Raw genomic sequence first — 21519 nt, 5'->3', positions numbered from 1 at the left:
TTTATATTTATGCATAATATTTTCAGAATTATATATCAAATTAATGGTTTAATAAAAATAACTATGCTATGATGAAATAGTTAATAACTTCAAGTACAAGGGGTTTTCTAAAAGTGAGAAAACAATATAAAGTTGGTCAGTTTGTAAAGGTAAAAGTGACTGGCATTCAGCCATATGGCGCCTTTGTTGAAACCCCTGATCATGTGGAAGGTCTCATTCATATTTCTGAAGTGATGAATGATTACGTGCACAACCTTAATCAATTTGTTAGTGTTGGCCAGATAGTAAAAGCTAAAATAATTAAAGTTGAAGCGGATGGCAAGTTGAATTTATCACTTAAAGATAATGAATATTTCAAAAGACAAGAACGTAAGAAAGAAAAGCGCTCAGTTCTAGATGAAATTAGAGAGACAGAAAAATACGGGTTTCAACCTTTAGAAGAAAGGTTGCCTAAGTGGATTAAACAATCAAATAAACATTTTGAAGACGAATAAATGATCTATCGTCTTTATAAGCTGGATATCTTACATGATAATCCGGCTTTTTTTATACGAAAAATCACTTCATTGAATGAACATTTAAACGGCTTTTTGAATAATTATTTGAAGTAAATTTACAACTTATTTTTATTGTAAAAATTCAGAAAAAAATAGCTTGAAGTAATCTATAAAAGTGTGTCATTATAGGAATGTAAGGGGTTTCTTAATACCCCGTATAAACATAGGGAGGTTTACTTTAATGATTCCATACAAACACGAACCATTTACTGATTTTACGAAAGAGGAGAATAAGGCTGCTTATTTAGAAGGTCTTAAAACAGTTGAAGGATATTTAGGAAAAGAGTATCCAATTATTGTTGGAGGAGAACGTATATTTACAGAAGATAAAACACGTTCATATAATCCATCAAATATTGAAGAAACAGTAGGATTAGTTTCTAAAGCAAGCAAAGAACATGCTGAAAAGGCAATGGAAGCTGCTAAAGAAGCCTTTAAAACATGGAGAGATACTGATCCAAGTGTCCGTGCTGACGTTTTATTCAGAGCAGCAGCAATTACGAGACGTCGTAAACACGAATTCTCAGCTTTACTTTCTAAAGAAGGTGGTAAACCATGGAAAGAAGCAGATGCAGATACTGCTGAAGCAATCGACTTTATGGAATACTATGCGCGTCAAATGCTTGAATTAAAAGACGGTAAAAAAGTAGAAAGTCGTCCAGGAGAATATAATAAATATAATTATTTACCAGTTGGTGTAAGTGTTGTTATTTCACCATGGAACTTCGCATTTGCAATCATGGCTGGTACAACTGTAGCACCAGTCGTAACAGGAAACACTGTGTTATTAAAACCATCATCTAAAACGCCAGTTATCGCTTATAAATTTATGGAAGTTTTAGAAGAAGCAGGTTTACCAAAAGGGGTGGTAAACTACATTCCAGGTTCATCAAGTGAAATCGGTGATTATTTAATTGATCATAAAGATACAAGTCTTATTTCATTCACTGGTTCTCGTGATGTAGGTGTTTCTATTTATGAAAGAGCTGCAAAAGTTCAAAAAGGCCAAACACACCTTAAACGCGTTATTGCAGAAATGGGTGGTAAAGATACAATTATTGTTGATTCAGAAGGTGACTTAGATTTAGCAGCTGATTCAATTGTACAATCAGCATTTGGATTCTCAGGTCAAAAATGTTCAGCATGTTCACGTGTCATTGCAGTTGAAGATATTTATGATGAATTATTAGATAAAGTAGTTGAACGTACAGAAAAATTAACTGTCGGTGATTCAACTGATCAAGCTAATTATATGGGTCCAGTAATTGACGAAAACTCATTAAACAAAATTAAAAAATATATCGAAATCGGTAAAAAAGAAGGCCGTATAGTAGCAGGTGGTACAACTGACGAAGAAAAAGGACATTTCGTTAACCCAACTGTCATTGCTGATTTAAAACATGACGACAGAGTCATGCAAGAAGAAATCTTCGGACCAGTTGTTGGTTTCAGCAAAGCAAAAGATTTTGATCAAGCAATTGAATTTGCGAATGATACAGAATACGGTTTAACAGGTGGCGTTATTACAAATAACCGCTCTAAATTAGAACAAGCACGTAGAGACTTTATGGTAGGTAACTTATACTTCAATAGAGGATGTACAGGTGCTATTGTAGGTTACCAACCATTTGGTGGCTTTAAAATGTCAGGCACAGATTCTAAAGCAGGTGGACCAGACTACTTAGTACTGCACTTACAAGGACGTACGACATCAGAAATGTTATAATATTGTTGAAATAATAAAAATACAGTAGGGCGTTTACATGCTCTACTGTTTTAATGGGAGGAGATTTAATATGACAAAGTCACAAGAAATCATTGAACAAACAAATACATTTGGTGCGCCGAACTATTTGCCATTACCAATTGTAATTTCAGAAGCGGAAGGTATTTGGGTTAAAGATCCAGAGGGCAATCGCTATTTAGATATGTTATCTGCTTATTCTGCAGTTAACCAAGGTCATCGTCATCCGAAAATTATCCAAGCATTAAAAGATCAAGCAGATCGTGTAACACTTACTTCACGCGCATTCCATAGTGATCAATTAGGTCCTTGGTATGAAAAAATTTGTAAACTAGCAAACAAAGAAATGGTATTACCAATGAACACAGGTGCAGAAGCTGTTGAAACAGCGATTAAAGCTGCAAGACGTTGGGCTTATGATGTGAAAGGTGTAGAAGATAACAAAGCAGAAATCATTGCGATGAATGGTAACTTCCATGGTCGTACAATGGCTGCAGTTTCACTTTCTTCAGAAAAAGAATACCAAAGAGGTTATGGTCCATTATTAGGTGGATTCAAACTTGTTGATTTCGGTGATATTGAACAAATTAAATCTGCTATTACACCAAATACAGCAGCCGTATTAATTGAACCTATTCAAGGTGAAGCGGGTATTAATGTACCTGAAGACGGCTATTTAAAACAAATTAGAGAAATTTGTGATGAAAACAATGTATTATTCATTGCAGATGAAATTCAAGCTGGTCTTGGTAGAACAGGTAAATTATTCGCAACAGATTGGGATAATGTACAACCAGATATGTATATCTTAGGTAAAGCGTTAGGTGGAGGCGTATTCCCAATTTCATGTATTGTTGGTAATAAAGAAATTCTAGAAGTATTTAACCCAGGTTCACATGGTTCTACTTTTGGTGGTAACCCTCTAGCATGTGCGGTATCTGTTGCAGCATTAGACGTACTAATTGATGAAAAATTATCTGAGCGTTCTTTAGAATTAGGAACTTATTTCAAAGAAGAATTACAAAAAATTGATCATCCATCAATTAAAGAAGTAAGAGGTAAAGGTTTATTCATTGGTATCGAATTAACTGAAGATGCAAGACCATATTGTGAAAAATTAAAAGAATTAGGTCTGTTATGTAAAGAAACTCATGATACAGTTATTCGTTTTGCACCACCACTTATTATCGAAAAAGAAGATTTAGATTGGGCACTTGATCAAGTTAAGTCTGTTTTTAAATAAAAAACCTGATAACGTTTACAAAAAAACGTTTAAGACCTTTTAAAAATAATCAATTATGTTACAATTATTTAGAGATTAAAAGTATTTAAAAAAGAGGCGAAGAGGATCATGAGCGAAAATTTAAATTTAGTTTCATCGACACAAGAAATTATTGGTGAAGCCCTTAATAAATTAGGTTTTGACGAGGGAATGTACGATTTAATTAAGGAACCAATGAGATTATTAACAGTGCGTATACCTGTTAGAATGGATGACGGTTCTGTTAAGACATTTACTGGTTATCGAGCACAACATAATGATGCAGTTGGACCAACTAAAGGTGGGGTTCGTTTCCACCCAGATGTTGATGTTGAAGAAGTAACAGCATTATCTATGTGGATGACGTTAAAATGTGGAATTGTAGATTTACCATATGGTGGTGGTAAAGGTGGTATTGTCTGTGACCCAAGACAAATGAGTATTCATGAAGTAGAAAGATTATCTCGTGGATATGTTCGTGCTATTTCTCAAATAGTAGGTCCTACAAAAGATATTCCAGCACCAGACGTATTTACAAACTCACAAATTATGGCTTGGATGATGGATGAATATAGTCAAATGGATGAATTTAATTCTCCAGGATTTATTACTGGTAAACCTATTGTTTTAGGTGGTTCTCAAGGTAGAGATCGTTCTACTGCATTAGGTGTTGTTATTGCAATTGAAGAAGCAGCTAAGAGACGTGGAAAAACAATCGAAGGTTCAAGAGTCGTTATTCAAGGATTTGGTAACGCAGGAAGCTTTTTAGCGAAATTCTTATATGATCAAGGCGCTAAAATAGTAGGTATTTCAGATGCTTATGGTGCACTTCATGATCCTGAAGGTTTAGATATCGATTATTTATTAGATCGTCGTGATAGCTTCGGAACAGTTACAAATTTATTTGATGATACAATTTCTAATAAAGAATTATTTGAAATTGATTGTGATATCCTTGTTCCAGCAGCGATTTCAAATCAAATTACAGAAGATAATGCTAATGATATTAAAGCTGAAATTGTAGTAGAAGCAGCTAATGGTCCAACTACAATGGCAGCAACTAAAATATTAAGTGAGCGTGGCGTTCTTCTTGTGCCAGACGTATTAGCAAGTGCTGGTGGTGTAACAGTTTCATACTTCGAGTGGGTACAAAATAACCAAGGTTATTACTGGACTGAAGAAGAAGTTAACGAAAAACTACGTGAAAAATTAGTTAAAGCTTTTGATACAATTTATAACTTAGCAGAAAATAGAAAAATAGATATGAGATTAGCAGCTTATATTGTAGGTATTAAACGTACAGCTGAAGCGGCTAGATATAGAGGTTGGGCATAAGCCTTAACCAATAAAAACACACCATTTTGCATGGTGTGTTTTTTGATTATATGAGTTTTTTAGCGACATTAATTTGATGTTGGACGGACTCTTGACCTGTTGAACCATAACTTTTTCTACGGTTTAAACAGTTTTCAGGTTTTAAGTAATCAAATACATTTTCTTGTATACGTTCGTTGTAAGATTGATATTGTTCTAATGGTACATCTAATAAATATTTTCCATTTTGAATGCACCATAATACAATTTTACCTACAATCTCATGTGCTTCTCTAAAAGGTATATTTTGTTCTACTAAATAATCAGCTAGCTCAGTAGCATTAGAAAAATCTTTATGCACTGTTTCATTTAAACGCTCTTTATTCACTTGCATAGTAGATATCATACCTTCAAAAATACGCAATGAGCCTTTAATCGTATGAATGGCATCAAACAGTCCTTCTTTATCTTCTTGCATATCTTTATTATATGCTAATGGTAAGCCTTTTAAAGTAACGAGCATACTCATTAAATGACCCGTTGTTCTGCCAACTTTTCCTCTAATCAATTCTGCCATATCAGGGTTTTTCTTCTGCGGCATAATCGATGATCCAGTAGAAAAACTATCTGATAGTGTAATGAATTTAGCTTCGTCAGTAGACCAGAAAATAATTTCTTCAGCAAATCTTGATAGGTGAACCATCGTTAATGAAATATTATGCAAAGTTTCAACGATATAATCACGGTCACTAACTGCATCAAGACTATTTTCATATAAACTGCTAAAGTTTAAAAGTTCTTGTGTACGATGTCTATCAATAGGGTGCGTTGTACCACTTAAAGCTGCAGCACCTAGTGGACTGATGTCGATTCTTTTTAAACTATCATTAAATCTCGATTTATCACGCTCTAACATCCAGAAATAAGTCATGATATGATGCGCGAAAGATATAGGTTGCGCTCTTTGTAAGTGCGTGTAACCGGGCATGATGGTATGCACATGTTCATCAGCAATATGAAGAATTGATTTTTGAAGAGATTCTATAAGTGTAAGAATCTCTTGAACATGTTGTTTCGTATAAAGGTGCATATCCGTTGCAACTTGATCATTTCTACTTCTACCAGTATGCAATTTACCGCCTACTTGACCAATTTTCTGAATTAAAGCATGTTCAATATTTAAATGAATATCTTCAAGTGATTCAGACAGCTCAAGATTACCGTTATAATAGTCGGCTTGGATATCTTTTAGACCTTGAATAATTTGATTTGATTCTTCAGTTTTGATAATATTTTGCTCTGCTAACATTGTTGCATGTGCAATACTACCTTGAATATCTTGATCAATTAAATTTTTATCAAAATGGATAGATGCATTAAATGCATCTACCCATGATTCAGGGTTAGACTCGAATCTTCCACCCCATGCTTTTTTTGTCATTTTAAAACACCCTCTGTTTCTAATAATGCTTTAACCTTAGTAGGTAAACCGAAGATTTCAATGAATCCTACAGCTGCTTCTTGGTTAAATGCGTCTTCTTTAGTGTACGTTGCAAGTGCTTCATTGTATAAACTAAATGGAGATTTACGTCCATTAACGATTACATTTCCTTTAAATAGTTTAACACGTACTGTACCTGTTACTTGAGTTTGTGTAGAATCGATAAATTGTTTTAAGCTATCTGTTAATGGAGAGAACCATAATCCATTATAGATTTGTTCAGCTAATTGTTTTTCGATTACAGGTTTAAAGTGTGCAACGTCTTTAGTTAAAGTAATCGTTTCTAATGCTTTATGTGCTTCCATTATAACCTTTGCACCTGGTGTTTCATAGACTTCACGTGATTTAATACCAACTAAACGGTTTTCTACGTGATCGATTCTGCCGATACCATGTAAACCAGCAATTTCATTAAGTTGTAAGATTAATTCATCTAACGGATATGATTTATTATTGATTGAAATAGGTAAACCTTTTTCAAATACAATTTCAAGTTCTTCTGATGTATCAGGTGTTTCTTCAATTGGTTTCGTTAAATCATAAGCATCTTCTGGTGGTGTCGCAAATGGATCTTCAAGAATACCACACTCATTACTACGACCCCATAAATTTTGGTCAATTGAATATGGAGAATCTAAATTGATAGGAATTGGAATGTTATGTTTTTTAGCATAATCAATTTCTTCCTCACGACTCCAAGACCATTCACGTACTGGCGCTAATACTTTAATATGAGGCGCTAATGCTTTAATAGCTACTTCAAAACGTACTTGGTCATTCCCCTTACCAGTACATCCGTGTGCTATTGCAATCGCATCTTCTTCTTGAGCGATTTCAACTAATTTCTTAGATATAAGTGGTCTACTCAATGCAGAAACAAGTGGATAACTACCTTCATACATTGTATTACCTTTAATTGCATAACCAACAAAATCTTCACTGAATTCTTTTGTTGCGTCTATTACATATGATTTTTCTGCACCCATATCATATGCTTTTTGTTTAACTAGTTCTAAATCTTTACCTTCACCAACATCTAAACAACATGCAATTACTGTATATCCTTTTTCAATTAGCCATTTTACTGCAACACTCGTATCCAACCCGCCTGAGTATGCCAATACAACTTTGTTAGTCATTAAAAAAACCTCGCTTTTGTATTAATATTTAATATTTTGTATATTTAATCGATAAACATACAATATCATATTAGGAATGAATGTTCAATAGTTATTTTAAATATTTATGCATGTAAAAGTATATCGTTGCATTTCAATTGAAAGCCTATGAAAACTAGAGTAAAATAAAGACGTTGTTGAAATTAAATATAGATTACATAGGAGGATATTATGTCACATATTCAATTTGATTATAAAAAAGCTTTAACATTTTTTGGTGAACATGAGTTAGAACAATCACGTGATCTAGTAAAAAATATACATCATGTTATACATGAAAAGACTGGAGCAGGTAGCGACTTTTTAGGATGGGTTGACCTTCCTGTAGATTATGACAAAGAAGAGTTCGATAGAATTCTAGCTGCTTCTAAACGTATCAAAGAACAATCTGAAGTATTACTTGTAATTGGTATTGGTGGTTCATATTTAGGTGCTCGTGCAGCAGTTGAAATGTTAAATTCTACATTTGCTAATTATGAAAAAGGTGAGAATCCTCAAATTATATTTGTAGGGCATCATTTATCTTCATCTTATGTACATGATTTAATTGAGTATATAGATGGTAAAGATTTCTCTATTAACGTTATTTCTAAATCAGGTACAACGACTGAACCTGCAGTAGCATTTAGAATCTTTAAGAAAATTTTAGAAGAAAAATATGGTAAAGAAGAAGCTAAAAACCGTATCTTTGCTACAACTGATAAAGAAAAAGGTGCTTTAAAAGATTTAGCTACTGGTGAAGGTTATGAAACATTTGTCGTACCAGATGATGTTGGTGGTAGATATTCAGTATTAACAGCAGTTGGTTTATTACCAATCGCAGCAAGTGGTATTGATATACAAGATATGATGAAAGGTGCTGCAGCTGCGCGTGAAGATTTATCATCTTCAGAACTTGATGACAATATTGCATATCAATATGCAGCAATTCGTAATATCTTATATGCAAAAGGATATTCAACAGAAATGTTAATCAACTACGAACCAGCTTTACAATACTTCAGTGAATGGTGGAAACAATTATTCGGTGAATCTGAAGGTAAAGACTTCAAAGGTATTTATCCATCAAGTGCTAATTTCACTTCTGACTTACATTCACTTGGTCAATATGTACAAGAAGGCCGTCGTTTCTTATTTGAAACAGTTGTAAAAGTTGAAAGTCCTAAACATGATATTACAATTGAAGAAGATAAAGACGATTTAGACGGTTTAAACTTCTTAGCAGGTGAAACAGTTGACTTCGTTAATACGAAAGCATTCCAAGGAACATTATTAGCACATACAGATGGTGGCGTACCAAACTTAGTTGTTAAAGTTCCTCAATTAGATGCATATACATTCGGTTATGTTGTATACTTCTTCGAATTAGCATGTGCTATGAGTGGTTATATGTTAGGCGTGAATCCATTTAACCAACCAGGTGTTGAAGCATACAAACAAAATATGTTCGCATTACTTGGTAAACCAGGATTCGAAGACTTGAAAAAAGAATTAGAAGATAGACTATAATATGAAACGTATTTTAGAAAAAAGTCCCCAAATTTAATTTGGAGGACTTTTTTTATTTTGAATTTGAATTTTTTGAAGAAATGAGTGATATTTTATGAAAATACGTAAAAATTTATTTTTAACTTATATTGATGCATTGCAAAATAGGGTGGATGAGTTACCTGAAAATATAGATGAACAATACCAAGTCACAAAGCAAGGGTACGAAGGCGAAAAAGCATTCGCTCAAATACTTGAAAGCTATGGGGCAGAATGGTGGCTGTATGATTTACAGATTAAAAATTATAATCACATTCAATTTGATTTTGTAGTCATAACAGACGATGCCATCATCCAATTTGAAATTAAAAATTATACAGGTGACTATTATTTTGAAAATCACAAACTATATAGAAGTACAGGTTTTGTATCTAAAGATCTTATTAATCAATATGAAGTCGCTCAAGAAGGCTTAAAAAGAATCGTTGAGAAATATAAATTAAAACGCAAAGTAGAAAGCTATGTTGTTTTTATACATCCAACTTTCACGTTACATGGTGATTTACGATCACGAATGAATATTATTTTAAAAAGTGAGGTACATAAAATAAAAGATATGGTATCACAAAACTTTAAATATGAAGAGAATAAATGGATATACTGTAAACTAAAAAGCCTACACGAACCATTTTTAAATACAAATCAAATACCAAATTTTAATATAGAATATAAAGATTTAAAAAGAGGCGTTCGATGTACAAACTGTCGAAAGTTGATTCGAGTAGATGAATTATTTAATAAGCGAAAATATTTGAAATGTCATCATTGTAAGAGAGCATTGAATAGAACGAATATTATTATTCAATCATTAGAAGAATTATATTTATTAAAAGGCGCACCATTTTCAGTAAAAGAAGCAGAAATGTGGACAGGGGTCTCAAATAGCGCGATTAAAAGAATACTATATAAAAATTTCAAAAGAGTTGGTAAAGCAAAATCAACGAAATATATGTCTTATGAATAAATATCGACCCGAAAACGAGAATTTCAGGCCGATAAATAAAAATAGCGACCCGAAAACAGGAATTTCAGGCCGATAAATAAAAATAGCGACCCGAAAACAGGAGCATTATCTCCATAAACTAAATTCCTCCTACTGAGCAATCATTACCCCCTACCAACCAATGAATTCCTTCTCATTCCTAAAGATACGACTTTTGTATGATGTCAATTTACTTTTCTATTTACACATTTATCGGTATAATTAATCTAAATTTAAGAAGGAAGTTGCGTTACATGTTAATACAAGATTTAATGAATTGGTTCAGTGAAGAGAACATTACTGAATTAATTGAAACGTTTAGATCGTTCGGGATATTCATAGCATTTTTATTACCATTTATTGAGGCATTCTTACCGTTTTTGCCAATCATTCTATTTGTAATTGCTAATGTAAATGCTTATGGATTATTGTTAGGTTTTATCATTACATGGGCTGGTACTGTTTCGGGAAGTTATATAGTCTTTATAATCTTTAGAGTAATTTCTAAAAAGCCTTTTATGAAAAGGGTTATTGAACAGCCTAGAGTTGTAAGATTTATTCAGTGGATTGATGAACATGGATTCGGACCACTGTTTATTTTGTTGTGCTTTCCATTTACGCCAGGTGCTTTAGTTAATATGGTTAGTGCCTTTTCAAACATTAGTAAACAAGTCTATTTAATCGCGTTAATTTTATCAAAAGCCATTATGATATTTACATTAAGTTTCATTGGTGCCGATATAAATTCCTTTTTTGCAAGTCCTAAAAAGAGTATAATAGTAGTCGTGATTATATTTGTGCTCTGGCTAGTTGGAAAAGGCTTAGAAAAATATTTTGACAAACGCTTAAAAAATAGGAGTCAAAAATGAAAAAAATATTCGAATGGATAATTGCAATTATAATTGCGTTAGTATTATTATTTATTGTAAGAACATTTTTATTCATCGGTTATGTTGTAGACGGAGACTCAATGAAACCAACTTTTCATGATAATGATAGAGTAATCGTTAATAAGCTTGTTAAGAATTTTGGACAAATTAATAACGGTGATGTTATCGTTTTTCATGCGAATAAAAATGCTGATTATATTAAAAGAGTTATCGGGTTGCCAGGCGACACAGTTGAAATGAAAAACAACAAACTGTATATTAATGGTACTCATGTAAATGAGCGTTATTTAAATGATAATATAAAGACTGATGATTTTAGTACAAGAACCATTCAAGGCTCTAAAAGTGATGTTATTCCTAATGGTGAATATCTAGTATTAGGTGACAATCGTAGCAATAGCAGAGACTCAAGAGAAATTGGTTTTGTACATGAAGATGATATCGTTGGTACTGTGAATTTAAGATATTATCCATTTAATCAAATAGATGTGAATTTTGATAAATAATAATAATGAGGTGGCATTTTTGAAAAAAGAAATATTTGAATGGGTTGTGGCGATTGCAGTAGCAGTTGTATGTGTATTACTGATACAGAAATTCTTATTTGTAACATATACAGTTTCTGGAGATTCTATGTACCCAACTTTAAAAAATAGTGAAAAAGTAATTGTTAACAAAATTGGATATAAAGTGGGAGATATTGATAACGGAGATGTTATTGTATTCCACGCAAACAAGAATGATGATTATGTGAAACGTGTTATCGGTAAACCTGGTGATACAGTGAAATATGAAAATGATCAATTATATGTAAATGATAAAAAAGTACCTGAAGAATACTTAAAAGCAAACAAAGCGAATAAGTCACGTGATTTATTGACAGAGAATTTTGAAGTGAAAGATTTAGTGAATTCAAATGGTGCCAATAAAATTCCTAAAGATGAATATTTAGTCTTAGGAGATAATCGTGAAGTAAGTAAAGATGGTCGTTCATTTGGTTTGATTGATAAAGATGTCATTGTTGGTGAAGTTGCATTAAGATTCTGGCCAATTAACCAATTCCATTATAATTTTGATCCATCTACAAACTAATATAAAAGATCTTAAACACCTTGCTTTGAAATTAAGTGAGGTGTTCTTTTTATGTTAAAATAAATGAATAAGAGAACGTAAGGGAGGTAGAAATAAATGCAATTAAATGTATGGATTGGACGAAGTGGGACCGGGAAAACGAATCAAATGCTTAATCAAATGACTAAAGCTATGATTGAAAATCCATTAGGAGACCCAATTATATTTTTGACACCAACTCAAAATACCTTCCAATATGAACAAGCATTTGTTAAAAATCCTAATTTAAAAGGAAGTATACGTACTTCAGTATTCGGATTTGAAAGATTAAGTTGGAGAGTTTTAAGTGATGAAGGTGGTCTTGTTGAACAACAAATTTCAGATGAAGCATTAGAAATGCTGACATATCACTTATTACATACACATAAAAAACAGTTAAATTTATATCAGTCTACTATTCAACATTATGGATTTAGTCATAAAATGATGAATGAGATTAAAGACTTTAAAAAATATAATGTAAGTCCTGATGATTTATCACATTATATTGAATACAACGAAACGATTCCTAAAAGAATGAAAGATAAACTTAGTGATATCGAAACAATATATAAAGCGTTAGAGGATCAATTAAACGGCCGCTATGTACAAGCAGAAGATGTCTTGTATAAATTAATTGAGAAAATACCAAATTCAGACTACATCAAACAAGCAGATATTTATATAGATGGTTTTCATAACTTTTCAACACTCGAATATCGCGTTATTGAAGCCTTAGTTAAATATAGTAAGTCGGTTACAATCGGTTTAACGACAGATGGAGACAAAGATCCATTTAGCTTATTTAGAAAAACATCGGAATCTCTCAATCACGTTGAAGACATTGCGGATGCATTACAAATTAAGATTAATTATACGCACTTTAAGACAACGGAACGATTCAATAATCAAAAAGTATTAAAGCATTTGGAAAGTCAATTTGATGCATTGCTACCGAATACTATTGATAGTGAAGGTTTGAAAATTATTGAAACATCCAATATGAGAGACGAAGTGCAATACGTTGCGAGAGAGATATTAAGACGTTCGAGAGAAGAACATTTATCTTACAAAGACATAGCGATACTTTATCGTGATCCAGGTTATGAGCAGCTGATTGAAACGGTATTACCGCATTTTAATATTGCTTATAATCATGACGCGAAAAAGAAAATGGCATATCATCCGTTCATTGAATGTTTAAGATCAATGTTAGAAGTTATTCAAACTGGATGGAGATTTGAACCTGTCATGCGCATGTTGAAGACAGGTATCTTAACAAGCCATATCCCAAATGCGTCATACTTAATTGATATATTAGAAAACTATGCATTTGAAAGAGGGATATCTGGTAAGAGATGGACGAATCCAGAATTTTTCACAGTTGAATCTTTTGAAAAACTCGGCAAAAAATCATTAAGAAAAGAAGAAGATACATTTATAGAAGAAGATAGAAAAACAATTCAGAGTGTTATCGACTTAAAAGATTATGTTGTGAATCGAATTGAAAAGTTGAACGAAGCTTTAGCTGATAGTCAAACAGTGGAAGACTTTACGAATCGATTATATGGCGTTATCGAACAGTTTGATTTACCTACGCACTTAATGACGATGCGCGACGAATTAGAAATAAAGCATCAGTTTGAAGAAGCAGAGGAAATTGACCAAGTATGGGAAGGTACAATACGCATATTTGATGACATCGTAGAAGTGTTAGGTGATGTAACACTTTCTTTAAATGAATACATTGAAATATTGGATAGAGGACTAGATGAATTAGAATTCTCAATGATTCCGCAAACATTAGATGAAGTAACAGTCGGTAATATGGATTTAGCCAAAGTGGATAATAAAGAAATTGTATTCTTGCTTGGTATGAATGACGGTGTCTTACCGAAAGTATCTAATCAAATGTTGTTATTAACAGACGATGAGAAAAAAGAATTAGCAACTTCAAGCGGTTTAGAATTAAGCCCGACGAGTGATATTTTACAGATGGATGAAGCGTTTGTATGTTATATTGCGATGACACGAGCTAAGAAAGAAGTTGTATTCACATATAGTTTAATGTCCGATGGTGGAGAAATTAGAGAAAAGAGTCCATTTATCAATACGATTCAATCATTATTTACAAATCTTGAAGTTCAATCTCTAAAATCAAATATAGAGAATAATCCTATTCAATTATTAGAACATGAACATCAAAGTCAAATGCATATATTTGAACATTTAAATGATTGGATGAATGATGAGATTGTTAATGATATATGGCTAGATGCGTATCATGCTTTATTAGATATTCATCATTTAGACCATACTGTTCAATTTTTAACATCAGCTTTAACGTATAAAAATGATACAGTCCAATTAAATACAGATGTATCAGAATCGCTTTACGGTCAGAAAATAAATGCCAGTGTATCAAGGTTTGAAACGTATAATCAATGTCCGTTTAAACATTATGTTTCACATGGTTTAAAATTAAACGAACGTACGAAATATCAAATTCAAAGTGTTGATATCGGTAATATATTCCATCAAACATTGAAATATATTTCAGATGAAGTAAATGGTGACTTTAGTAAGTTATCAACACAATCCATGGCCAAATTAATAAACGAAGCTATCGATGAAAGCTTGCCTAAAATTCAATTTGATGTACTACATCGTACTGCTCATTATAGATATTTAAAATTACGCATCCAAAATATTTTGAAATCTACATTAGAAGCAATGAAGTATCAAACAAGTCATTCAAAATTCAAAGCCTATCAATTTGAATTAAACTTTGGTGCAACATCTAAACATCAATTAAAAACGACGCCTTTATCAACGAAACGAAAAATTCCAATTAATATTAGAGGTCAAATTGATAGATTGGATGTATATAAAGGTAAAGATAAAGATTATGTGTCCATTATTGACTATAAGTCATCGGAGACAAGTTTAGATTTAACTAAAGTAATGTATGGTATGCAAATGCAAATGTTTACGTATTTAGATGTCGTACTCCAAAATAAAACTTTGTTAAATCTACAAGATAACGTATCACCTGGTGCATTATTGTATTTCCATGTGCATGAACCTGAAATTAAAGCAACAAGTTGGGGAGAAATTCCAGAAGTAGATGATATTTATCAACAAACTATTGAAAAATTCAAAATGGATGGATATGTGAATAGAAATCCTGAAGTAGTCGATGCGCTTGATGATAAATTGATAGACCAATTAAAATCTGACATGATCCCTGTTACGAAAAAGAAAAATGGTGAATTAAATAGTTATAGTAAAGCTTTAGATGAAGAACTATTTTTCAAATTAATGAATAAAAATAGAGAAAACTTTGTTGAAACAGCTACACAAATTATGGATGGGCATACAGAAGTTTCGCCTATGCGATATCAAAAGAGGTTACCATGCCAATTTTGTGAATTTAAATCAGTTTGTCACATCGATCCTATAACTGATACAGAGCAATATAGAGAAATCGAACATTCATTAACGAAAGATGAAATTATCGAAATGTTGAGAGAGGAGGCGGAAGAATGACATTGCCAGAAAAACCGATAGATGTACAGTGGACGGATGATCAATGGAAAGCGATATATAGCGAAGGGAAAGATATCCTTGTTGCAGCAGCAGCGGGAAGCGGTAAGACAGCTGTGCTTGTTGAACGTATAATTCAAAAAATTATGCGTAACAAACAAGACGTTAATAGGCTGCTTGTTGTAACCTTCACTAACGCAAGTGCGAGAGAAATGAAAGCAAGAGTCAATGCTGCGATTCAAAAAGAAAGTATTAAATATCCTGAAGATGAACATTTGAAGTCACAAAGAATTAAAATTCATCAAGCTCAAATTTCTACACTTCATAGCTTTTGTTTAACATTAATTAAATCACATTATGACACGATTGATATTGACCCAAACTTTAGAACTGCAAATGAAGTTGAGAGTATTGTTTTATTAGAACAGGCAATAGATGATGTGTTAGAAAGCTATTATGAAAAGAATGAACAGACATTTTTAGCAATCGTTGAGCATCTATCAAATGACCGTTCTGACGAGCCTTTAAGAGCATTATTGAACCGTCTATATCGATTTAGTATTGCACATGCAGATCCTTTCGCGTGGTTAAATGAATTGGCTCAACCATATGATCAAATTGATGAAAATCACGCTTATTTTAAAATGTTTGACCAACTTATTTATCGTAAATTAAATAGTGCTAAAAATGCTTTGTATCAGTCAATAGATTGCTATCAACACTTGAATGAAGTCGATAAACATGTGACGTATCTTGAAGGTGAACGCATTTGGTTAGAGCGCGTATTTGAAGGTAGTAAGCTACTTGATCAAATACATTTAGATATGGCAGCAAAGAAATTACCGACAAATAGTGCGAAGATTAAGTCTGAAAATGAAGGATCAGAGCAATTACTGGAACTAGGTAAAGACTATCATAAAGCCTATCTTGACCACTTAAAAGAACTGACTGAAGGTTATCTCAGCAGAAGTAGAGAAGATTTAATTCAAGATATGAAAGATATGGGACCAAGAGTGAAAGTGATTGCGGATATCACTAAAGATGTCATTAAATATTTCCAATCACTTAAACAACAAAAAAGGATTATTGATTTCTCTGATTATGAACATTTAGCTTTAGATATTTTGACAGATGATGATGGCAACCCTTCAGAAATTGCTTTGCAATATCGAGATTACTTTGATGAAATTTTAGTAGATGAATATCAAGATACCAATAGAGTACAAGAGGCTATTATCAGTTGTATTAAACGCGGAGAAGAGCATAATGGTAACTTATTTATGGTTGGTGATGTGAAGCAATCCATTTATAAATTTAGGCAAGCTGAGCCAGAATTATTTATAGAAAAATATAAACGATTTAATAATCAGGAAATAGCATCAGGTGAAGTGATCGATTTATCTAAGAACTTTAGATCTAGAAAAGAAGTGCTCGATAATACGAATTATATTTTTTCTCATATGATGGATGAAGTTGTAGGTGAAATTGAATATAACGATGAAGCTAAATTGTATTACGGTGCAGATTATGATTCACAACATACGCCACTAGAAATGGATATTATCGTCCAAGATTCTTTTAAAGTAGAAGATAATAATCTGATTGAAGCAAAGGCTATTGTAGATAAAGTGCAATATATATTAGATAACAAACGCGTATATGATCGAAAAACGCAAAGTTATCGACTAGCAACATTCAAAGATATTGTAATTCTTGAGAGAAGTTATAGTAATGCGATGCACTTGCAACAACAATTTAAAGAAGTGAATATTCCGTTCTATGTAGAATCGAAAAAAGGCTACTTCGAACAAAATGAAATTAGATTGATGCTTTCATTTTTACGTGTGATAGATAACCCATTGCAAGATAAATATTTAGTCGGTGTTATGCGGTCAATCGCTTTTCAGTTTAAAGAAGATGAGCTTGCTGAAATTAGAAATAAAGCGCCACAAGAAATTTACTATATTGATTCTATTTATAAATATATTTCAAATGCAGAAGCGGATGCAGCACTAGTAGAAAAGCTTAATCAATTTTTAACGCAATTGAAAAACTATCAAGCATATAGTAAATCTGTTCCGGTATGGCAACTGTTGGATAAATTATATAATGACTATTATTTAATTTCTTACTTTAGTGGCCTTACTGGTGGTGTTCAAAGAAGACAGAATTTATATGGTTTATTAAATAAAGCAATACAATTTGAAGCATCTAGTTTAAGAGGTATCTTCCAATTTATTAGATTTATTGATGAATTAATCGAACGTGGCCAAGATTTCGGACAAGAAAGTGTGATAGGTCCTAATGATGATGTTGTACGTATGATGACGATTCATAGTAGTAAAGGGCTAGAATTTCCATTTGTTATTTATTCAGGTATTACACGTGAATTTAACCGTACTGAGTTAAGAGAGCATGTTATCTTAAATAATCGATATGGATTAGCTTTATCATATTTCAATATTGAAAAAGAAGTCTCATTCCCAACATTAGCATCTATTATATTTAAAAATATAAATGAAACAGAAATGATTTCTGAAGAAATGAGATTGATTTATGTCGCATTAACAAGAGCCAAAGAGGGATTATATCTTATTGGTCGTGTTAAAAGTGATAAAGCACTTGAAAAAATAGGGCTTGTGAGTGCAGATCAAGATGAAATGATTGAATCTGAATATAGAGTGAAGGCGAAATCACCATTTGATCTTATCTCCTCAGTTCTTGCTAAATCGAAAGATAATGGTCTATCACACTCAATGCCATTTAAATCTGAACGAAGTGAATCTTTTAATATCAATATCATACGTGACGAAGAACAAGATGAAGAACAAGATATCTCATACGAAAAGCCAACTCTAGATACACTCATGAATTATATACCTTCTGAGAAAAAGGATGAAATTTATAATCAGATGGTGTACAAATATCCTGATGAACAATTGTTAAATATTGCAGCAAAACAATCTGTTTCTGAAATTAAACGTCAACGCGAAACTGAAGAAGCAGGAACGGATTATCAAATTGTAAGACAATATCAGCTTGGTACTAAATCATATGACAGACCTAAGTTTATGACTAAACAAAAAAGACAAAGTGCCGAAATTGGTACTTTGATGCATGCAGTTATGCAACATCTTCCTTTAAAACAAGAAGGTTTAACTGTAGAAGATTTACAAAATCTTGTACACGAGTTGATGGATAAAGAAATACTACCTGATGACGCTATGCAAGATTTAGATTTATCATTAATAGAAGTGTTTACAAAGTCTGATTTATACAAAAGGTTAGTCAATGCGGATAAAGTTATGAGAGAGGTACCTTTTGTAGTTGGTCAAGATGATATCGATCAAGGTTTATCTTTCGATGTTTCTGAAAAAGATAATAAACCGATTATCCAAGGGATGATAGATTGTATTTTTATTGAAGGAGATAAAGTATCATTTATAGATTATAAAACAGATGCATTTATCGTTCGTAGAGGTAAAACAAAAGAAGAAGTAGCAGAAACGATGAAACAAAAATATGACGTTCAAATGCGTTATTATCAAAATACTTTAGAAACAATATTGAAGAAACCAGTTGAAGGTTATTTATACTTCTTTCAATATGGAACGAAACACATCAAGGAGAATCATTAATGGCAAAACAAAGAATATTTAGTATTGATGCATTAAGAGGGTTTAGTTTACTAGGTATATTACTTATGAATATTTTAACCTTTGCATATCCATATCAAATCATCAATCCGTTCGAATTTTTTCAACATCAAGATGGTGCATGGTTTAAAATCAGTTCATTATTTATAATCGCTTCATTTTATCCAATATTTGCATTTCTATTTGGTTACGGTTTATCCATCATGTATCAAAATAGTTTGGATAAGGGATTAAACTACTATCCAATGATTACAAGAAGATTATTATTTTTATTACTGCTAGGTATCATTCATGGCGTATTCATTTTTTATGGTGATATATTATCAACATATGCATTGTTAGGTTTAATAGCAATCATATTTGTGCGCTTAAAACCACAATATACATTAGTTGCACTATCAATAGGAATCGGCATATTTGTACTGTTATATTTACTGCCAATGATTTTATTAAAAGATGTCACGCAAATAGAAAGCTTTGTAGGATTACAAGAATTAGAAAGAGTTAATAATATATTATCAAGTGCTGATTATGTATCGATTATTGGCTTTAATTTGAAATATTTTGGTATGAATATTGCGAACGCCATTCTAGTAGGACCATTTTCTATTTTACCGATTATGCTATTCGGCATTTATGCACATCAAATTAATTGGTTTAACAAAATTAAACAACATAAAAATCTATATATGGTGATAGGGGTTGTTGTATTAATTTTAGGTTTAGCAATTAAAATGATTCAAATCGTGTTAGAAGGTTCTGTAACATCACAATTAATGAGTCAGATGATTGGTGGTCCAATTGTTGCATTGAGCTATATTATGTTCTTTGTCATCTTATGTGAAGATCAAACAGTTAGAAAAATTTTAACGCCATTACAATCTATCGGAAAACTAAGCTTAACGACTTATATTTCACAAAGCATAATATGTATTTTAATATTCTATGGTGTTGGTTTAAATTACTACGGTAAGTTACCTGTCTTAACCATTTATATCATAGGTATTGTTATTTATTGCGTGCAACTTATCTTAAGCTATCTGTATTTATTAAAATTTAAACAAGGACCATTGGAAAAATTATGGAGAAAAGTAACATATTTAAAATAATCGATTGAAAAGCATGCGATTTATCTAAAAATTCGGTATAATCGAAATTAAGAATAAGAAGGAGTTGACAGAGTGAATGAAATTTTTAACTTTTAAACATAAAGATATCACTTCATACGGTGTGAAAGTAAAACGCGAAGAAGCGGTTTGGGATCTACGCAAAGTATTTGCAGACTTTGGAGAAGAAGGTTTTAATCCTAAGACATTATTAGAAGGTTTACAATTAAATATAAATGTTGATTTCCAAGAAGCAGTTCGTAAAGCAGTCGTTAAAGTAGAAGAATCTGCTGAGAAAGACGATTATAAATATAGCTTTGAGGATATCGAGTTTTTACCACCTGTAACACCTACAAATAATGTAATTGCTTTTGGACGTAATTACAAAAAACACGCTGAAGAATTAAATAATAAAGTTAATAGATTATATGTATTCACTAAAGCAGCATCATCTTTAACTGGTGATAACGCAGAAATTCCGAATCATAAAGATGTAACAGACAAGTTAGATTATGAAGGTGAATTAGGCGTTGTAATCGGTAAACATGGAGAAAAAATCCCACGTGGATTAGCTTTAGATTATGTATATGGTTATACAATCATCAATGACATTACAGATAGAAATGCTCAAAAGGAACATGATCAAGCATTCCTTTCTAAATCATTAACAGGTGGATGTCCAATGGGTCCATATATCGTAACTAAAGATGAGTTACCATTACCTGAAGATGTTAACATTGTTACTAAAGTGAACAATGAAATTCGTCAAGATGGTAATACAAATGAAATGATCTTAAAAATCGACGAATTAATTGCTGAAATTTCTAAATATGTAGCATTGCATCCAGGGGATATCATTGCTACTGGTACACCAGCTGGAGTTGGTGCTGGTATGAACCCACCACAATTTTTACAACCTGGTGATGAAATTAAAGTTACAATTGATGGTATCGGAACATTAACAACATTCATTAGTGAAAAATAATTAAAGTAATATATAAGAGTACCTTCTAAACCAAGTGTTAGAAACTTGGAATAGGGGGTATTCTTTTTAGTAGGACGAACATTTGAATAAATTGTGAATTATGGGCTAACTTTAATATTTGCTTTTTAAAAAATGAGCTTA

15 protein-coding genes are annotated in these 21519 nt (G+C 32.1%); 13 read left to right on the top strand and 2 right to left on the bottom strand.

Annotated features, from left to right (window positions below):
- The first annotated feature begins 113 nt into the window (after nucleotides 1–113).
- From ygs to LQ675_RS02585, 4 genes are all read left to right on the top strand, one after another.
- Complete coding sequence (gene ygs, locus LQ675_RS02600; protein ID WP_048540132.1) at nucleotides 114–494, top strand: S1 domain-containing post-transcriptional regulator Ygs; 381 nt, start codon at nucleotides 114–116, stop codon at nucleotides 492–494.
- Nucleotides 495–738: 244 nt separating this feature from the next.
- Nucleotides 739–2283 (top strand): L-glutamate gamma-semialdehyde dehydrogenase, encoded by a 1545-nt coding sequence (pruA, locus tag LQ675_RS02595; protein WP_058591479.1) that lies wholly within the window; start codon nucleotides 739–741, stop codon nucleotides 2281–2283.
- Between the two features lie 70 nt (nucleotides 2284–2353).
- The gene (locus tag LQ675_RS02590; RefSeq protein WP_049319830.1) at nucleotides 2354–3544 is read left to right on the top strand and encodes an ornithine--oxo-acid transaminase; all 1191 of its coding nucleotides are present in this window, start codon (nucleotides 2354–2356) and stop codon (nucleotides 3542–3544) included.
- Nucleotides 3545–3652: 108 nt separating this feature from the next.
- Nucleotides 3653–4897, top strand: coding sequence for a Glu/Leu/Phe/Val family dehydrogenase (locus tag LQ675_RS02585; RefSeq protein ID WP_048540128.1), 1245 nt, complete (start codon nucleotides 3653–3655; stop codon nucleotides 4895–4897).
- A 46-nt stretch (nucleotides 4898–4943) separates the two neighbouring features.
- Here the strand turns inward: LQ675_RS02585 and argH are convergent, their stop codons facing one another.
- Entirely contained in the window at nucleotides 4944–6317 is a 1374-nt protein-coding gene (gene argH, locus LQ675_RS02580; RefSeq protein ID WP_058591478.1) for an argininosuccinate lyase, read from the bottom strand.
- On the bottom strand, nucleotides 6314–7516 hold the full coding sequence (locus LQ675_RS02575) for an argininosuccinate synthase (protein ID WP_058591477.1): 1203 nt from the start codon (nucleotides 7514–7516) through the stop codon (nucleotides 6314–6316). The genes argH and LQ675_RS02575 overlap by 4 nt, the downstream gene beginning before the upstream one ends.
- 210 nt (nucleotides 7517–7726) lie before the next feature.
- Here LQ675_RS02575 and LQ675_RS02570 point away from each other — a divergent pair, with 210 nt between their 5' ends.
- The 9 genes from LQ675_RS02570 to LQ675_RS02530 all read left to right on the top strand — a co-directional run bounded on the left by LQ675_RS02570 (nucleotide 7727) and on the right by LQ675_RS02530 (nucleotide 21378).
- The gene (locus LQ675_RS02570; protein ID WP_058591476.1) at nucleotides 7727–9064 is read left to right on the top strand and encodes a glucose-6-phosphate isomerase; all 1338 of its coding nucleotides are present in this window, start codon (nucleotides 7727–7729) and stop codon (nucleotides 9062–9064) included.
- 94 nt (nucleotides 9065–9158) lie between these two features.
- Nucleotides 9159–10067 (top strand): nuclease-related domain-containing protein, encoded by a 909-nt coding sequence (locus LQ675_RS02565; protein WP_239726636.1) that lies wholly within the window; start codon nucleotides 9159–9161, stop codon nucleotides 10065–10067.
- 272 nt (nucleotides 10068–10339) lie between these two features.
- Nucleotides 10340–10954: a TVP38/TMEM64 family protein gene (locus tag LQ675_RS02560; RefSeq protein ID WP_048540123.1), complete on the top strand. Its 615-nt coding sequence runs from the start codon at nucleotides 10340–10342 to the stop codon at nucleotides 10952–10954.
- The gene (gene lepB / locus LQ675_RS02555) at nucleotides 10951–11481 is read left to right on the top strand and encodes a signal peptidase I (RefSeq protein ID WP_048540121.1); all 531 of its coding nucleotides are present in this window, start codon (nucleotides 10951–10953) and stop codon (nucleotides 11479–11481) included. Before LQ675_RS02560 ends, lepB (LQ675_RS02555) begins: the two co-directional genes overlap by 4 nt.
- A 19-nt stretch (nucleotides 11482–11500) precedes the next feature.
- Nucleotides 11501–12067 (top strand): signal peptidase I, encoded by a 567-nt coding sequence (lepB, locus tag LQ675_RS02550; protein WP_048540120.1) that lies wholly within the window; start codon nucleotides 11501–11503, stop codon nucleotides 12065–12067.
- Between the two features lie 96 nt (nucleotides 12068–12163).
- Entirely contained in the window at nucleotides 12164–15634 is a 3471-nt protein-coding gene (addB, locus tag LQ675_RS02545) for a helicase-exonuclease AddAB subunit AddB (protein ID WP_232202019.1), read from the top strand.
- Nucleotides 15631–19269, top strand: a complete 3639-nt coding sequence (gene addA / locus LQ675_RS02540) for a helicase-exonuclease AddAB subunit AddA (RefSeq protein WP_232202020.1) — start codon at nucleotides 15631–15633, stop codon at nucleotides 19267–19269. Before addB ends, addA begins: the two co-directional genes overlap by 4 nt.
- On the top strand, nucleotides 19269–20396 hold the full coding sequence (locus LQ675_RS02535; protein ID WP_078355596.1) for a DUF418 domain-containing protein: 1128 nt from the start codon (nucleotides 19269–19271) through the stop codon (nucleotides 20394–20396). Before addA ends, LQ675_RS02535 begins: the two co-directional genes overlap by 1 nt.
- A gap of 76 nt (nucleotides 20397–20472) precedes the next feature.
- The gene (locus LQ675_RS02530; protein WP_037588862.1) at nucleotides 20473–21378 is read left to right on the top strand and encodes a fumarylacetoacetate hydrolase family protein; all 906 of its coding nucleotides are present in this window, start codon (nucleotides 20473–20475) and stop codon (nucleotides 21376–21378) included.
- The last annotated feature ends 141 nt before the right edge of the window (nucleotides 21379–21519 follow it).

The organism is Mammaliicoccus sp. D-M19 (assembly GCF_022386695.1).
Classification (GTDB): Bacteria; Bacillota; Bacilli; order Staphylococcales; family Staphylococcaceae; genus Mammaliicoccus; species Mammaliicoccus sciuri.
Note: the sequence above shows the minus strand (reverse complement) of the source record. Positions and strands in the feature narration are given on the sequence as shown.

Coding starts and splice junctions, on each gene's coding strand:
- pruA (WP_058591479.1), top strand. CDS start 739: ATGATTCCATACAAACACGAACCATTTACTGATTTTACGAAAGAGGAG.
- LQ675_RS02590 (WP_049319830.1), top strand. CDS start 2,354: ATGACAAAGTCACAAGAAATCATTGAACAAACAAATACATTTGGTGCG.
- LQ675_RS02585 (WP_048540128.1), top strand. CDS start 3,653: ATGAGCGAAAATTTAAATTTAGTTTCATCGACACAAGAAATTATTGGT.
- argH (WP_058591478.1), bottom strand. CDS start 6,317: ATGACAAAAAAAGCATGGGGTGGAAGATTCGAGTCTAACCCTGAATCA.
- LQ675_RS02575 (WP_058591477.1), bottom strand. CDS start 7,516: ATGACTAACAAAGTTGTATTGGCATACTCAGGCGGGTTGGATACGAGT.
- LQ675_RS02570 (WP_058591476.1), top strand. CDS start 7,727: ATGTCACATATTCAATTTGATTATAAAAAAGCTTTAACATTTTTTGGT.
- LQ675_RS02565 (WP_239726636.1), top strand. CDS start 9,159: ATGAAAATACGTAAAAATTTATTTTTAACTTATATTGATGCATTGCAA.
- LQ675_RS02560 (WP_048540123.1), top strand. CDS start 10,340: ATGTTAATACAAGATTTAATGAATTGGTTCAGTGAAGAGAACATTACT.
- lepB (WP_048540121.1), top strand. CDS start 10,951: ATGAAAAAAATATTCGAATGGATAATTGCAATTATAATTGCGTTAGTA.
- addB (WP_232202019.1), top strand. CDS start 12,164: ATGCAATTAAATGTATGGATTGGACGAAGTGGGACCGGGAAAACGAAT.
- addA (WP_232202020.1), top strand. CDS start 15,631: ATGACATTGCCAGAAAAACCGATAGATGTACAGTGGACGGATGATCAA.
- LQ675_RS02535 (WP_078355596.1), top strand. CDS start 19,269: ATGGCAAAACAAAGAATATTTAGTATTGATGCATTAAGAGGGTTTAGT.
- LQ675_RS02530 (WP_037588862.1), top strand. CDS start 20,473: ATGAAATTTTTAACTTTTAAACATAAAGATATCACTTCATACGGTGTG.